Annotated in this window: 10 protein-coding genes; all 10 read right to left on the bottom strand. The window is 52.9% G+C overall.

Annotated features, from left to right (window positions below):
- Positions 1-64: 64 nt before the first annotated feature.
- A complete protein-coding gene (istB, locus tag J3R75_RS19440) occupies positions 65-883 on the bottom strand; it encodes an IS21-like element helper ATPase IstB (RefSeq protein WP_307265312.1) in 819 nt (272 codons plus the stop codon).
- Positions 880-2607, bottom strand: coding sequence for an IS21 family transposase (gene istA, locus J3R75_RS19445; RefSeq protein ID WP_307265314.1), 1728 nt, complete (start codon positions 2605-2607; stop codon positions 880-882). The genes istB and istA overlap by 4 nt, the downstream gene beginning before the upstream one ends.
- 293 nt (positions 2608-2900) lie before the next feature.
- Positions 2901-4199, bottom strand: a complete 1299-nt coding sequence (locus J3R75_RS19450) for a hypothetical protein (protein ID WP_307265317.1) — start codon at positions 4197-4199, stop codon at positions 2901-2903.
- A 75-nt stretch (positions 4200-4274) separates the two neighbouring features.
- A complete protein-coding gene (locus J3R75_RS19455) occupies positions 4275-5054 on the bottom strand; it encodes a DUF4145 domain-containing protein (RefSeq protein ID WP_307265320.1) in 780 nt (259 codons plus the stop codon).
- 477 nt (positions 5055-5531) lie between these two features.
- Positions 5532-8630, bottom strand: coding sequence for a type III restriction-modification system endonuclease (locus J3R75_RS19460; RefSeq protein ID WP_307265323.1), 3099 nt, complete (start codon positions 8628-8630; stop codon positions 5532-5534).
- Between the two features lie 46 nt (positions 8631-8676).
- Positions 8677-9018 (bottom strand): hypothetical protein, encoded by a 342-nt coding sequence (locus J3R75_RS19465; protein ID WP_307265326.1) that lies wholly within the window; start codon positions 9016-9018, stop codon positions 8677-8679.
- On the bottom strand, positions 9015-10130 hold the full coding sequence (locus tag J3R75_RS19470) for a Fic family protein (protein WP_307265329.1): 1116 nt from the start codon (positions 10128-10130) through the stop codon (positions 9015-9017). The genes J3R75_RS19465 and J3R75_RS19470 overlap by 4 nt, the downstream gene beginning before the upstream one ends.
- Positions 10130-12067, bottom strand: coding sequence for a site-specific DNA-methyltransferase (locus tag J3R75_RS19475; RefSeq protein ID WP_307265333.1), 1938 nt, complete (start codon positions 12065-12067; stop codon positions 10130-10132). The genes J3R75_RS19470 and J3R75_RS19475 overlap by 1 nt, the downstream gene beginning before the upstream one ends.
- Positions 12018-12698: a DUF4391 domain-containing protein gene (locus tag J3R75_RS19480; protein WP_307265335.1), complete on the bottom strand. Its 681-nt coding sequence runs from the start codon at positions 12696-12698 to the stop codon at positions 12018-12020. Before J3R75_RS19480 ends, J3R75_RS19475 begins: the two co-directional genes overlap by 50 nt.
- The gene (locus tag J3R75_RS19485) at positions 12695-15961 is read right to left on the bottom strand and encodes a helicase-related protein (protein ID WP_307265337.1); all 3267 of its coding nucleotides are present in this window, start codon (positions 15959-15961) and stop codon (positions 12695-12697) included. The genes J3R75_RS19480 and J3R75_RS19485 overlap by 4 nt, the downstream gene beginning before the upstream one ends.
- Positions 15962-16033 lie beyond the last annotated feature (72 nt).

Here is a 16033-nt window from a genome sequence, read left to right on the forward strand (position 1 = left end):
ATCCCCCCGTGGGTCGCATTGGCTCAGTTTGCCCCGTGGGTCGCATGATTCAAACTGAGCCACTTCAAAGTGAGCCACCCTCGGCATGATCCAGTCGGGCTGCGGCCGCCGCGTCGAGGAGGGCGTCGTTTGCTGTCGGCCCCGCCTGCCCTTGGCGTCCGAAGTGGGGGCGTCCGGTTTTCCCCTTGAAGGGTATGAGCCGTGCCTGTTGCAGGAAGCGATCCAGAATAGCTCCGGCCGTTGGCACATCCCCAATCAGCTTGCCCCAGTCGTCCAGCGGTCGATTGCTGGTCATGATGGTTGACTTGAGCTCATGGCGGCGGAAGATGATCTCGAACAGCAGTTCGCCAGCTTTTTCCGGAAGCTGCTTGAGCCCCATGTCGTCAATGATGAGCAGGTCGGCCTTCAGGTAGCGTTCGAACTCGGGATTGCGGTCGCTGAGGGCGTTGAAGCGTTGCAGATGGCTGACGATGTCAAAGATGGACCGATAGATGACGGTGAAGCCGAGCTTGATGGCCTCAAAACCGATGGCCTGAGCCAGACAGGTCTTTCCCGTGCCTGAAGGCCCGACCATCAAGATGTTTTGAGCTTGGCGGATGAACTCGCCGCCTGCCAGTTCGTAGAAGAGTTTGCGTTCCAGATTCGGGTTGAACTGCCAGTCGAAGTCAGCCAGCGGCTTGAGGTTGCGGAAGCCGGCCGCCTTCAGGGCGGATCTGATTTTGTTGCCGGCGCGGTGGAGAAGCTCGTCCTGCAGGAGCAGTTCGAGAAAATCGCCGTGTTCGAGGCTGTTGCAGCGCGCTTCGCTCAGCCGCAGGTCAAGCTTGACGCCGGCCCCGGGCATGCGCAGATTTTTGAGTTGTTCACGAAGGCGGTTTATGCTCATGGGAAGATGTCCTTGTAGTCAATGAGGTGATTGTATTCTTTCAGCGGCCGGATGAGCTCGTGCTCGCTTTGGAAGGGCAAGGCGGGCTGCCTTTTGTCGCCTCGTTCTTCAAGCAGGGCCTTAAGCGCCTGATAGCAGGTTTCGCCGCGGGTGATGGCCAGATTGCAGACGAACTCGATGGTGGCGGCCGCGTGTGCCTTTCGCAGGTGAAGCAGTCCATGAAGCACCTTGGGGGCCGCCGCCTGCCGGCTGAGGACCACGGTTTCGCCCCATGCCCGGGCGCCGGGACCGATGCTTTTTTCGATCTGTTCGAGCAGCCAGTGCGAACCGCGTTCGGGAAGATAGACTTTCACTGGCGGAACATGGCCGGCGGCGGTCGAGGTCCGTCCCCGTTCCTGTCGCGCGTGCAGGGCGAGTTCTTTCAGGTCCTTTGACATGATGCGCACGTGGCGGCCGTCATGGCAGGCCCAGACTTCCTGAGACGTGTATTCTGGCGGAACCGAGTAGTAGGCGCCCTGGACCTCGACGTGGCCATCGCTGTGGACCTTGCGCAACTCCTCGCTGAAGGCGGCGAAGATGGACGCCGGAAGCGGCTGAAGCGACGCCTTCTCCTCATGGAACATGTCGATCACATGGCGCTTTTCCGTGCCGTGGAAACGATGGTCCGACACCTTGTCCAGCCAGGTCCACAGAAAGGTATTCTGTGCGTTCACAGACGGGAAGGTGCGTCCTGCGAGCGCGTTGTTCTGCACGTAGCCCACGACGTTCTCAACGCGTCCCTTGTGCCAAGGAATGCGGGGGCGGCAAGGAAGGATGCACGTGCCGTAATGCATGGCGAAATCATGACATTTGGGGTTGAGAACGGGATCGAAATTGCAGGGCCGGATGACACCTGCCTTGAGGTTGTCGATGACGACGGTCGCGGTCACTCCGCAAAAATGCCTGAACGCATTCTCCATGCCGCGGATGAAACTCTCGCTGTCCTGACGGTAGCTGACTTCGCAATAGATGCGGCGGCTAAAGGACAGGACGCAGCACAGAAGATGGGTCTTGCGACGGCGGCCACGCTCATCGCGAACCCAGGCTCCCTGGCCGTAGTCAACCTGCATTTCCTGCCCCGCCAGCTTGATCAGCCGGCGAAATGGCACTGGCGGCGACGTCTCGCGGTTGCGCTGCAGAAAGCGCTTTACGCTGGCATAGCTGCCCGTAAAACCCGCGTCACCCAGATCCTGGTAGATACGCCGTCCCGAGAGGCCCTGGGCATGCGCGGCGAGTATCTCGGAGGCATACTGAGCACAGCCTGAACGCTTGTCCACAACCGGCGGGCGGCTGGCCGGCGCAACTGCAGACCCGTGGGTCGCTTCAGGCTCGGCGGAGACCGATTCAAACTGAGCCACCCCGTGGGCCGCTTCAGGTTCGGCGGAGTCCGTTTCAAACTGAGCCACCCCGTGGGTCGCTTCAGGTTCGGCGGAGACCGTTTCAAACTGAGCCACCCCGTGGGTCGCTTCGTCTGACAAAACCGGACAGGTTGTTCCTTTTTCCTTGGTTGCAGCTTGCGTGGAGTGGCACCCTGTCTGACCCGGGGGCTCCGGGTTTGAAGCCAGATATCGCGCCACGGTATTGCGACTGACACCCAGTTCTGCCGCGATGGCACGCTGGCTTCTCCCTTGTCGGTAAAGTTGTTGTATTCTGTCTATCACGTTCACCTGCTTGTAGTTGGCCATGTTCTATCTCCTTGTTTTCCGATGGGAAAAAAGGAGATAACATAGGGCTGCTTTGTCTCGCAGGTGGCTCAGTTTGGATGCGACCCATCACTGGCTCAGTTTATGCGACCCGTGACACAGGTCCTCCTTCAAGACTTTTAGGTTGTTCTGAGATTGTGGCCATGCATTCGTCAAATGCTTTTTTGTATAATTCATACATGTGTAACAATACATCCTTTTTTGTTATCTAACGTCGCGGTTCAGGTGCGCCGCGGCAGCGGCGTCACCTGCAACCGCTGGTTGGGCCTCCCTTTCTAGTCCAGAGGGCTCGGCAATTCCTCAGCGATCTGCTTGAGATCGGCGTGTTTGAGAAAGAAGTAGAACGTCGAGTCAACAGCTTGCAGTAATTTCATATTCTTATCGTAGTCGATTATGGGAGGAGAGATGTTCTTCTTACTCTGGAGGCTACCAAGGGTGTGTAGGAGGTTGCTCATATCAGAGGCCCGTACATCCTGAGCGCGGTGATGGATCTTCTGGATCTGCTCTTGAATGGCGGCGCGCCGCATGCCCGATTCGATGCCGTCGTAGCCAGCGCTGAGAACGACCCGCACGAGATAGTACGGCAGGAAGAGCGGTGTCACCCCGTCCTTTGTCGTGGCGCTCAGGTTTCCGGCCGCAATCGACTCAAGTGCACGTTGATGGCGGGCCGCGTATTCCTGAGCCTTTGTCTCAACTGCCTGTGTTAACATGCGGTCATCGCCAATATCACGCCAAGCGAACTGCGTGTCCCGTACACCGGCAAAGACACAGATTGACTTAAGAAGTTCTTGAAACACCCCGATACTGCTAAATGATGCTTGAATACACTTCGCGATCACGCCGTCGTTGAAATGAACCTTGAGTTCTGACGAGCCCGCGTCAGCGACTTTCTGAAACTCTGACTCCGTCCACGGTTCCACAGGAATTTCGACGACTCGGTCTAGCAAGTCCCCATTGTATTGGGCAAGCCGATTCTTTTCTCGCCAGACGCCGAGGATGACGAAACGGACTCCAAGTTCCTGAAATGTTCGAAGATCGAACGCTAGTTGCTTTTGCTTATCCTCGTCGAGATAGTGAAAGTTCTCGATGATAATGATCTTCTGAGAGCCGATCTTCTTGAGCAGTTCAGATACGTCCTGAGGAAGAGCCAGATTGAATGGAACCTCCTCAAATTGCGATGTTTTCGTGACTTCCGACTTGGCTCCAGCGGTAGCGCTACCCTCTCCGCCGCCAAACAGGGGTATGAGCGCCTTCACTTTGAGCCCGACCGACGCCTGGGTCTCCCTCCCTGACGAGTCCGTCTGCGATGAGACCAGTTTGACATTGAGTTGTCGCAACACACTCGAGTAAATGTCCACTATTTCGGTCTTTGGCGTCACGCTAACGGGGAGATGCTGATCGTATGGCAAGTACTTCGACACAAGGGCCGTCTTCCCCTGTTTTGATGCGCCGTAGACAACGATCTGCTTGTCGCCGACAAGCGCAGCAGTGAACTTGTCGTCTACTTCTGGCCTGGTAATGTACGAGAGTACTTGGTGTGTGCTTACGCCAAAAACGTCTTCGAGCTTTGCCATGATGTCTTCCTATTCTTGCCCAACGTTAGAGTCACACTTTCCATACCGCTGTCGCGGTATGGAATAGTTGTGCACTCATTTGTTCTGCTTCTTCAGTCTCTTCGCCTTGATTCGCCTCAACTCATCCGCTCTGTCAGGCATTTCATAAAGAGCGTCCAAAATGTGCTCCATGATCTCGATGGCGAGAATCAATTCATCCTGTGAAGGTTGATTCAGTTCATGCACGGCCTCATTACCCAGAAAGCGATGCTCATTTAGAAGCGTAGCGTTCTTCTGTGTCAGAATGCCCTTTTCGCTTAGACCTGCGATCTTTCCTTCAAGCGTCTTGCGACGCTTGGTCTGAACTGTGCCGTCTGCCTTTTTTGATTCAACTGGACCGCCCGTTACCTTCTGATCGGCACATACTCCCTCAATTATGGACCGCAGCCCTGCCGCACACAGCGTCAGGGCTTCATTGTTGAAGCAATCAAGTGTTTCACGATAGATACGACGAAGGGTATTGGGAACATTATAGTAGTCCTTGATTGCACGTGTCTTATCCGACCGCTTCGGGTAGAGCCACGTTGATGTGCCGTCATCCCACTCGTCATATCCGATCTGTTGTTGTGCTTCTGAGAACCAACTGACATGGCGGAAGCTAATTGCTTCACAGCCTTGGCATTGGATGATCTGATAGATGTTTGCCCAGTCGATCGTCTCGGGATGTCCGCCGTCGTGCCCAATGACCTCGGATGCATCGCAGTCAACTGATTGCATTACAATGTGGTTTGTTTCTCGCTGGCACTGGGTGCAATGGATCTTGAGCTTCTGATTCTGGGTTTTGTTCGGAATGGTGTTCTCGGTGACCTTGCCCATGTTGTTATCCTTTCTTGCAGAACTTGTTTTTCTACAGAAAATCTGCTTTTGCCAGGCCAGAGAGCGGCGGGCACACAGTAAGTTTAGCCGCTCGTGCGGGCGTTACCAAGCGGTTCGAGGTGAAAGTTCTCCGATTGGGAGGCGAGAAGAGGGCTTGACGAGCGCTGTATAACCACGGATATTGTGGTGTTATACAGATCAGCATAATCATAGAATCCGGATATGGACGGCTTCGGCTAGCTGCTTGTTAAGCAATTTATACTAGGAACTCTGCCACTTCACCCTCTCCACCTGGTCCGCCAACTTCATCAATCCCATCCTTGCCGGCGCCACAAAGCCCGCTGGCAGTGGTTTGAAGTCCCAGCCGATGAGACACCCGCGCGGCATACGCCAGTGGAACGTACGAGCCACAGCGCGGCACACAAGGTCCGATTTTGGCCGAGCAACCAGGTCACTGGTCATTTTACCTCGTCTGGCTCAGAGTTTGTTCATGATATCCAGCAGAGTCTGATAGCTGTCCACGTCGTGGTATTTGACCTTACTGGTGGATAGTTCATTGAAGAGCCTGCGAGCGCAGGAGATTTTGGCCTTCTCAATGGGCCTCAGCTGCAGCGTTTCCATGGTACCTTTGGTTTCAGCGACAAAGAAAATGTGCTTGACCGTACCGGCGTTGAAGGCGATTGCCCAGTCGGGGGAGTAGTTGCCGACTGGCGTCGGTATGGCAAAGCCTTTCGGCAGCTTGGCATATACACAGACCTCACTGGCTGTTTCGAGGTCCTGGACAAATTTGCGCTCCACGCTCTGTTCCGCGCTACCGTCGGTAAAAACGAACTCCTGGATGCTTTTATTCGCTCGAAATGCCTGGTCGAATTTCCGGTCACTGGTTCCGGCCGTAAAGATATCGCTGTCGTAGCTGCCTTCGATTTGGTTATACGAAATGCAATCGACGATCTGGGTCGCCTTCTGCTCTTTGATGAGTTTGCTGACCTTGCTGATGAATTCCTCAGGGTTTGCCTGGAAAAGCACGAATTTGTCTGCGGCCATGCCGTGCAGAATTTCTGCGATGGTGCGTCGGGTCATCACCGTTGCTTCGGCGATCTTGCCGATGAGATCGTATTTGACATGGCTGCTCTCCGCATGGCTGAGTTCTTTGTCATTCGACTTGGCGGCGCTGAACGATTCGCCGCTTTTAACGGCGTTCGCGTCCATGATGGCATGCTGTTCGCCAACGACGACGGTGTACTTCAGTTGGCTGACAAAGAGCTCCTTGTTAATGTGTGCGACAGCTTTGTCAATGAGTTCTCGGGAGTCAAAAGAAACCGTGTAGGCGTATTTGTGGTTGATGTAACTCCAGAGCTTTTGGAATTCCTCCCGGTAGAAGTTGTCGTTCAGGCCGTTGTCCTCTACTTGTGTTTCCTTGCCATTGCTGACCATATTGGCGAGGACACTTTCATCATACACACTCTGAATCAGGGTATGGACGCCGCTGGCCAGGTTCTGAATTTCCTCCGGCAGCGGCTCAAGCGTGTTGTTGGCCAGGTCGGCGCGATACTTTTCCGACACCTTGTCATGCCGGTCCACGTAGTCGTTCTTCACCAAATAACGGTAGATGTCATGTGCCTGCTCAGCAGTGATCATGACACGCTGGCCATCAACAATGACCGGCTTGTTGACGAAGTAGTCCTCGGAGGCCTTTGTCGGACGATCGTAGAGAACCTCCTTGATTGTCTTCTGCAGGTCAGTGACAAACTGCGCGTAGCTTTCGCTGGCGATCACCGTGAGCTTGTTCAGTTCCTGGACCTGGTCGATGCCGCAGACATCGGCGTCCATGCGAGTACCGTCAGAATTGACGCAAAGACGCAAGCCACGCCCGACTTCCTGCCGTTTCTGGGTCGAGCTGTCGCTGTGCTTGAGCGTACATATTTGGAAAACATTGGGGTTGTCCCAGCCTTCACGCAAAGCGGAATGGGAGAAAATAAAGCGGGTGGGTTCTTTCAGGTCGAGAAGCACTTCCTTGCGTTTGAGAATGAGGTCGTAAGCAGTGATATCGTCACTAAAATCCGTTCCGCGCTTGGCCTCGCTGTTGATAGCCCGGCCGGTTTTGTCAATGCTGAAATAGCCATTGTGGGTAATGCTGGTGCTGATATTGCGCAGGTAGTCCTGATAGGCCGATGGAAAGATCGACGCGCGGTCATTGAGAATGGATTGGTATTCCTGCTCGAACATCTGGCCGTATTCACCGAGCAGTTCATTACCGTCGGCGTCGTATTGGCGGTATTTGGCGACCTCGTCAATGAAGAATAGCGAAAGCGTCTTGATGCCCTGATTGAAGAGCTTTTCTTCTTTGTCGAAATGCGAGATGATGGTTTCGCGTATCTGAATACGGCGCAGGTCCCTTTCGGATATATCTCCGATAACCTGTCCCGGCGTCAGTTCCTCGCCATTCTGGAACGTGATTTTACCGCCGAAAAGAGGATTGATCTCGGTAACGGTATAGCCGTTCTTGTACTGCTCCATGCGGTTGGAGAGGTGGTAGAGATTGTCGCCAACGCCCAGCTTGCGGATTTCACGATTGATGGACTTGTCATAAGCGATCTCAAACTCAAGCCGTGCTTTCGGCGGTTGCTGCGGACTGACAACGATGTTCTCAAGGTACAGATAGCCGTCCGTACCACGAAAATTCTTGACCTCAAAACCCTTGACCTCAATCTTTTTCACCAGGCGTTTGTTGAAGGCGTCCAAGGCATCCAGCACATAGATGGGATTGTGCATGTCCTTGTGCGTGGCCGAGTAGTTCAGGCAGAAAAGCGGGTTGAAATACTTCAGGGATGTCTGGGTGGCGTCGCCGCCCATCTTCTGCGGTTCGTCCAAAATGACAATGGGGCGGTTGGCCTTGATGACGTCAATGGGCCGGCGGCTGCCAAAGGCGTCCTGCGGCATGTAGATGCGCTTCGACTCTTTGTTCCTTTGACCTTCTTTCAGCGTCCGGTTGAACGCCTGAATGTTGATGATCATCACATTGATGCCAGAGCTGCTGGAAAAGTCGTCCAGCTGATTGAGGTTGTCGCTGTCATAGATGAAGAAACGGGCTTTTTTGCCATAATGCTCCATGAAATGTTCCTGGGTCATTTCAAAGGATTTTTTCACGCCTTCGCGGATGGCGACGCTCGGAACCACCACGATGAATTTGCTCCAACCGTAGTGCTTGTTCATCTCGAACATCGTCTTGATATACACATAGGTCTTGCCCGTGCCTGTCTCCATCTCAATATCCAGCGAGCAACGGCCGATGTGCTCAACCAGGCACGGCGACAGCATGATGTTGTTCCGGGTCTGCACGTCGTGAATGTTCCGCAGTAAATCGCTGTCACTCAGTTCAATGTCGTGATTGCGATAGCCGAGGCTGAGGTCGTCGTCGCTATCTGAATCTTGCGTTTTAAGGAGAACGGGTGACACATTTCGCCCTTGATCACGCAGAAAGGCAAGCCGTTCGCGCTTCTTCTGCCCGGCAAAAACAGCAATCGTACTGTCAACCGCATCACTCTGAAATTGCTGGACCTTGAACTTGAACTTCATCGTTATACCTCAGACCAGTGTTTGCCAGGCCGGTGATCATGCATTGTTATTTGAACCAGGCTTCGTTCGTCAGCTGGTTGGCTTCAACGCCTACGGGGAGCGGAGCCGGTTTTCCGCACTGTCGGATTGTGCCCATCGCGGTAGGGGCCGGCGCCTGCAGATCGTCACTGGCGCGGTCCCAGGTAAGCTGTTTCGGGTACACGTGGCCGACCACATGAACCCATTTTTCCCTTTTCGGGTACATGTCAGCCGTCAGATGTACCCATTTGCTCTGTTTTGGGTACATATCAGCCGCCATGTAGTCCCGCCAGGCCCTTGTTGGGTTCATGTCATCGTCCGCTTGTTCCTTTGCGAAATCCGTGCGATTTGAAAGCAGGCGTCTCATCACTGCGGGCGCTCTTTTGTCGCTGTTGAATGACTATCCATCAGCAAATCAACCAGTTGCGTATGAATGTAGTAGTTACTCCGCCCGACTTTCACTTTGGTCAGTATGCCGCTGGCTACGATCAGGTCAAGATATTTGGCTGCCGTCTTGCGGCGGACCTGCATCGCCTGTTCCATGAATTCGACTTTGGTGTAGGGGAAGTTGAAGAGATGGTTCAATAAGTCATGGCGGTAATTCTTGCCAAAGAGCTTTTTGAGCTGCTGCTTGTCGTCATGCATCAGCAGCAGTATGCGCTTGACCAGCAGGAGCGTAGCATCCGCGATCTCTTCAATGCCACGCAGCATGAAGAGCACCCATTCCTGCCACGACGCAGTGTTGTCAGCGCCTTCTCTGATTGCCTGCAACAGGTGGTAGTAATCGCGTTTGTGCTGGATGATATAACGGCTTAAATACAGAATCGGCAAATCCAGCAACTCGTTGAGCACCAGGTACAATATGGAGAGGATGCGGCCGGTACGACCGTTGCCATCGTAAAAAGGGTGAATGCTCTCGAACTGATGGTGGATCACCGCGAGCTTGATCAGGGGATCAAGATCACTCGTTTCTGGCGTGTTGATAAATTTTTCCAGCTCGCTCATCAGCTCAATGACGACCTGTCCGTCTTGCGGGGGGGTATAGACGACGTGTCCCTGCGCGTCTTTCAGGACGGTCCCGGGAACCTTGCGGAAGCCTGCCAAATTGCCGATAAGCACCCGCTGGATGTCCAGAATGACGGCGTTGGTGAGCAGTTTGTCCCGCCGCACGCGCTCATAGCCCACTTTCAGCGCTTGGCGATAGGACATGACTTCCTTTGCGGCTGCGGACGCAATAAAGCCCGTGACATCCAAGTCGCTTTTGAAGAGATCGTCGTGGGTAGTGACGATATTCTCGACTGCGGAACTGTCTTTGGCCTCCTGGAGGGCCAGGGTGTCGATGAGAATTGCCCCATTGGGGATTGTCTGCACCAGTCCCTTCAATTCGGCCAGTTTGCGGTTGGCCCGGTTCAGCTGCTTGAGTATGGCGATGCTTTCCAAGTCAACGCGTGGAGGCAGGGGGGGAATCTGATAGTCCGCCATTACAGAATCCTCCGTACAGTATCAGGGCTGAAGGTGGCGAATATCTGCTCGAAGTTGGCGGCCACGCTGTCACTTTTTAGCGAGCTGTCACGCAAGACCGCATAGCAGGGCTTTTGCTGCGCAATCGCGGTGACGACGTCGTCGCTTATCTCCTCATCAAAACAAGCGATGAGGAAATTGTCCGCCACGTTGAATATCTTTTTGCCAGCTATGACCGTCTCTGTAATATTGCTGGAGAGAAGTACGCCAAGTTCCAGCATGACCTGAAAAAGCAGGTCCTCCGGCCCGCGGCCGTCCTTGATGTTGCTGGCTCGGTCAAACAACACATCTTGCGACGTCGCTGCCGGACTGTAGTACACGTCTTTCATGTTCGTGCTGTCCAGCTTCAACACCCGGAAGCCGATGTCCAGCCCCGCTGCTGTCGTTGCATTTTCCGACGCAATCTTCGCACCCGCACGGCGTATGCGTTCCTTGCCGATCTCGCAAATGGTTTTGTAACCCGCCTTATAGGCCTCGCCGTCTTCGGGACAGGCCTCCGGTAACTGCACCATGATGAACTTGCGGTTGCCACCATCCTCGGCATTCTGCTGCATCACTGCATGGGCCGTTGTACCAGAACCAGAAAAAAAGTCGAGGATGAGGGCGTCTTGACTTTGACTCATTTGAATGCACTGCCTAATCATATGAACAGATTTTGGAGCCTGAAAAATTTTCTCCTTTGAGTCAAAAAGTGAACTAAAAAAGATTTGTCCTTTTTCGGTGAAAAATAACTTGTCTGTCCATATGGACTTAACTTGTTTCAATGGGGCTTGAATATCACAATAGGCATATGCCTTACGATATATTTTCCATTTTCCATTAACTTTTTTCCCTACAAGAAGATGTGCATCACTAGATGCTTTTTCTTTTCCCCACGTCCAACAACCTTCATAGCCATCGTCCCAAATAGGAAATACTTCATAGTACTCAGATTGGTAATTAAGTGTAACTTCACCACTAGGCTTAATGTATATAGGATACCATAGATTTTGACGATTAAATTTTCCAAAATCACGATGTGTATTACGCAGTTCTAATTCTCTATAACAACATCCATTAGAATCAATAAGTGAATAGTCATTTTTAATATCATCATCAGACTTTGGAATTGAAAAACTACCATTTTTGAGTGCTTTTTTGGAATATATTAGTATATATTCGTGACAATTTGCAACATATTTGTCTTGTGATCTTCCCTTTGGATTACACAGCAAGGTTATCTGTGCAACGAATTGATTGTAACCAAACAATTCATCTAAACACTTACGAAGATTATGTATTTCATTATCATCAATTGAAATGAATATCACCCCATCATCTGTAAGCAAGTCTTTAGCGAGCTTGAGTCGCGGATAGATCATATTAAGCCAGTCGGTATGGAATCGTCCATTTGAGTCGGTATTTTGGACCAAGCGGTTTCCCTGGGCATCGTATTGACCGTCGCGTTCGAGGAATTCGCCGGCGCTCTGGGCAAAATCATCTTCGTAGACGAAGTCGTTGCCGGTGTTATATGGCGGGTCGATGTAGATCATTTTGATTTTGCCGAGGTAGGTCTCTTGAAGGAGCTTAAGCACATCGAGATTATCGCCTTCGATGTAGAGATTTTCGGTACTATCGAAGTTGACGGAGTCCTCGCGGCAGGGCCGCAAAGTAGCGGCGATGGGGCTATTGGCGAGAAGCACGGACTTTCGTTTGTCCGGCCAAGTGAACTGATAGCGTTCATCGGGGCCCTCGACGATACTCTTGGATAGCTCCTGCCGCAGTGCGTCGAAGTCGATGGCGCGCTCGGGTTTGCCGTCCTCGCCCAGGCGTTCCGTGAGCACGTTGGGGAAGAGCTTACCGATCAGCTCAATATTCCTGTCCACGCCGTTGGGCGTATGCATGTTCAGCTTGTCCATGAATGTCTCCAGTGGAATTCTGTATGGTCGTGATCTGCTGCTTGAGTTCAAATTTGCGTTTTGGCTGCTTCTCAGCGCGGAGGAGTTTTTCGAGCTTGGCGATTTCGTTGTCCTGGCGCTTTTGCCAGGCAAGAGCCTGAATGGCATCATCTAAGGGTACCCCATCGTAATCATTGAGGCCCTGGTGAATTTGGCGTAGAAAGTTGTCTACAACGTCATCCATGGTCGGCCCGATGATCTGCAGAGGCAATTCAGCATAGGCCATCCAAGCGGTTGCAAAGTACTCCCGGACGGTTTGCTCCGGGCTTCCCTTGTAGCCCATACTGGCCATATAGCGCTCCCCATGCTGCAACAAAAAAAGCACATGGTAGTGCAGGCTCTTGTCGATACTGTGTAAAAGCTGGTTGTTGACTGAGGCGCTTTTCAAGGCGACCTCAAAGACTTCCACTTCCACCACCCGACGCCCGGGCTGCACGGGCAAGGTCGTTGCCGACAGTTTATTGCGCCAAATTATCTTCTCGACGCCACTGGCAAATGCCTTCTTCATCGCCGGCGTCATCGGGCTCTTCTCGACGAAGGTTTTCTTGTGTATCGGGGTGTTGACGGCCGTGGAAATCGGAAAGTCCATCATGACGCCGGTCCTTTCACCACCAGGAAGCAGATCAGCTCAAAGTCGTTCAGGCCCGCGATGGGATTTTCCAGCGCGGTGGTGCCGCCGGGCGCAAAGAGACTCTCGACGTCGCTTTCCTGTTTCTTGTGAATGATGGAGGCGATGGCCTCACCCAGGAGCTTCGAGTAGTGGTTCATCTTGAGCCCGTCATGGGTCTCCTGGTTGAAGGCACGACAAAGCCCGGGAACCGGCTCCTGTTGCCCTTTGCAGAGCAGCCGCATGGTATCCAGGAGCTTCTTGGGGGCCAGGTGGTGGCAGACGACCCGACCGTCGTCGGCGAGATAGACCATGTAAAAGGGATGTAGGCGATTTTGCTTGTCGATATTCACGCCCTGGTTGACATTGCGGAGTATGTAGAGTACCCCGGGAGGGCAGTCAGGCGAGGACGGCACAACGGCATGGAGCCCGCGCGGCGCCTTGTCGCAATCGCGATTTTGCTTGACGTAGTCCAGCAAGTCAAGGCGAAATTCATTCAGACCCAGGTCCATGATGCTGATCCCGGTGTTCATCTCTTCAATGTCAACGACTTCCTGCTGCAGGCGTTCCAGCTGTTTTCGGCGGTACTCCAGATCGCCCTGGTTATCCTCTTCGTTGATGGGGTCGTCATCGCCAGTGGCCGTCATGATGGAAATTTTCATGCGGGTTTCTACGCGGTCTTTCAGCTGGATGTAGTCGTCTAGAGTCATATCGGGCCAGTAGTTAACCAGCTGTATGCAGTGGTTATGGCTGCCTATACGATCAATGCGACCAAAACGCTGAATGATGCGCACTGGATTCCAATGGATGTCGTAGTTGATCAGGTAGTCGCAGTCCTGCAGGTTCTGGCCTTCGGAGATACAGTCCGTAGCAATCAAGACGTCTATCTCCACGGGGTTGTTCGGCAACAGCAGATGTTTTTCCTTGGATATCGGCGAAAAGAGCGTCAGGACGGTGTTCATGTCGATCTTTAACCTGGGAACGGTAGACAGACCATCCGTCGTGCCTGTTACCATGGCGCTATGTAGCCCGAAGATCGCCCGCATATACTCACTGACATGCGTGTAAAGATACTCGGCCGTGTCGGCAAACGCCGTGAAAATTATGACCTTCTTATTCCCGGGGTTGATGGGATGGTTGACTTTGTCGGCAATCTGCCCGAGCAGCGTCTGGAGTTTGTTGTCGTGTTCGGGTGTGATGTCACGGATCATGGAGATCAGCAGTTCTAGCGTCTCGACGTCACTGGCCAGTTTCGCTCGCCAGGACACGTAGTCCATGTCCCGCAAATCAATCTTGACCTTCTTGCCGACCAGATAAAAATCGCCATCCTCATCGTCGGCGTCTTGCGCGGAGTCCGTCATCATCTCTGAAAATTCGAATAAATCGAGACCGCCAGACTGGTCGAAGCGGTCGATGCTGCGGATGGTCTTTTCATTGAGCGCCTTGATACGCGTCAAGGTCAGCAGGAAGGCATGAACGGAACTCTCCAGACGTTTGAGCAGTGCAATGCCCATTAGGCGATGGACGCCTTTCTCGCGCCCGATCTGGGAGAGATTGGACCCTTTGTCATCGTCATCGGCGCTGGACGGCAGGTCATATTTGCTTCGGGCGCTCTCAAAAATGAAGAGCGACGGCAGGTATATCATCAAGGTCAGCTGCTGGAGTTGCTCAAATATCTCGTTGTAGTTGATGGCACCCGAGAGCGTCGTCAGCGCCGGCCGCGGACTCAGGGGTTTCAGGCGCTCCGGAAATTTGCCTATAGCGGTAATGTCGTAATACCGCTCAATGTGCTTGCGAGAACGGGCAATCGTGACGGCGTCAAGCAATTCGAAGAAATCAAAATCGAGGCGATCCAGCAGGGCCTCGGCGGTACGCTCGTCCGGCGGCAACTTGTTCCAGATGTTGAACTCCTTCTGCGCCTGACGGAAAATCTCATCAATGCTGTGTTTGGTGTTCAGCTTGTCTTCCAAGAAAGCCGAATGGCCCTCGTAAGCGAGTTCCAGCTGGTTTTTCAAGTCGAGGAAGCGGTTGTTGACCGGCGTTGCCGAAAGCATCAACACCTTGGTGCGCACGCCGGAACGGATGACTTTGTTAAGCAGGCGCAGATAGCGGTTTTCCCGTTTTTCGTCATTACCATAGACATCAGCGCCATTACGGAAGTTATGCGATTCGTCAATGACCACGAGGTCGTAGGTATCCCAGCGTAGACGAGACAAATCAACGCCGTTCGACTCGCCCTGATGCCGGGATAGATCGGTGTGATAGAGGACGTCATACCGCAGCCGATCTCCAGCAATGGGATTGTTGACGTAATTGCCCTTGAAGGTATTCCAGTTGTTTGATAACTTCTTGGGGCACAACACCAGCACATTCTTGTTGCGGTCTTCGTAGTATTTCATTACCGCCAAAGCGGAAAAGGTCTTGCCAAGACCGACGCTGTCAGCCAAAATGCAGCCATTGTACTTTTCCAGCTTGTTGATGATCGCCAGTACTGCATCGCGCTGAAAATCAAAAAGTCGTTTCCATATCTGGCTGTTGCGGAAGCCCACGCCCTCATTGGGCAGCTCGTCTTCAGAAATGTCCTCAAGAAATTCGCTGAAGATGTTGTAGAGCGTCAGAAAGTAAATAAACCATGGAGCATTTTCGCGGTAGGCGGCGGTGATGTTGTCGATAACGACGTCAGTCACATCCTGCATTTTGGCGGCGTCATGCCACAGGCTGTTGAAGGTCTGGATGAAACGACTGCTTGCCTGGGGCGGATGCTTCATCACAAAGTTAAAGGAGTTGTTGCCCCGCTCGCAACCGATGTCGATAGTCGTAAAACCGTTGAGCGGATAGTAGGTGCAGCCCTCGGGGCCTTCCACATTCAAGAAACCGGTGATGTTGTCACCGGAGGTGTTCGATTTGAATTTGACCTTGCGCCGTATCCATTCCGCACACTCTTTAGCGATGGCCTTCTGGGTCAATTCGTTGCGTAGTCTGATCTCGAACTCGGAACCATAGAGGCTGCTTTCACGGGATAGCCGCGGAATGTAAAATTCACGTTTTTCCTTTGGCGCCTGCTCGGTGGTGAAAGTCGGCGAGGTAAAGAGAAAACGCAGCTCGGCAATGTCCGACAGCTCCTTTTTCAGCTCCTGATAGGCATACATCGAAAAGCACGCCGCTGCAATAGACACCTTGCTCGATGGTTTGATTTCCTTCTTGAGATCGTCTTTAACGAACTCGTTGATGTTGTCAATCATCTGCATGGCGCTCTTTCCATTGTCAGTAAAAATCGTGGTTGATCTTACGACATCCACACCCAGGTCACTCTAGCGCAG

Source organism: Oligosphaera ethanolica (assembly GCF_030814695.1).
Taxonomy (GTDB): Bacteria; Verrucomicrobiota; Lentisphaeria; order Oligosphaerales; family Oligosphaeraceae; genus Oligosphaera; species Oligosphaera ethanolica.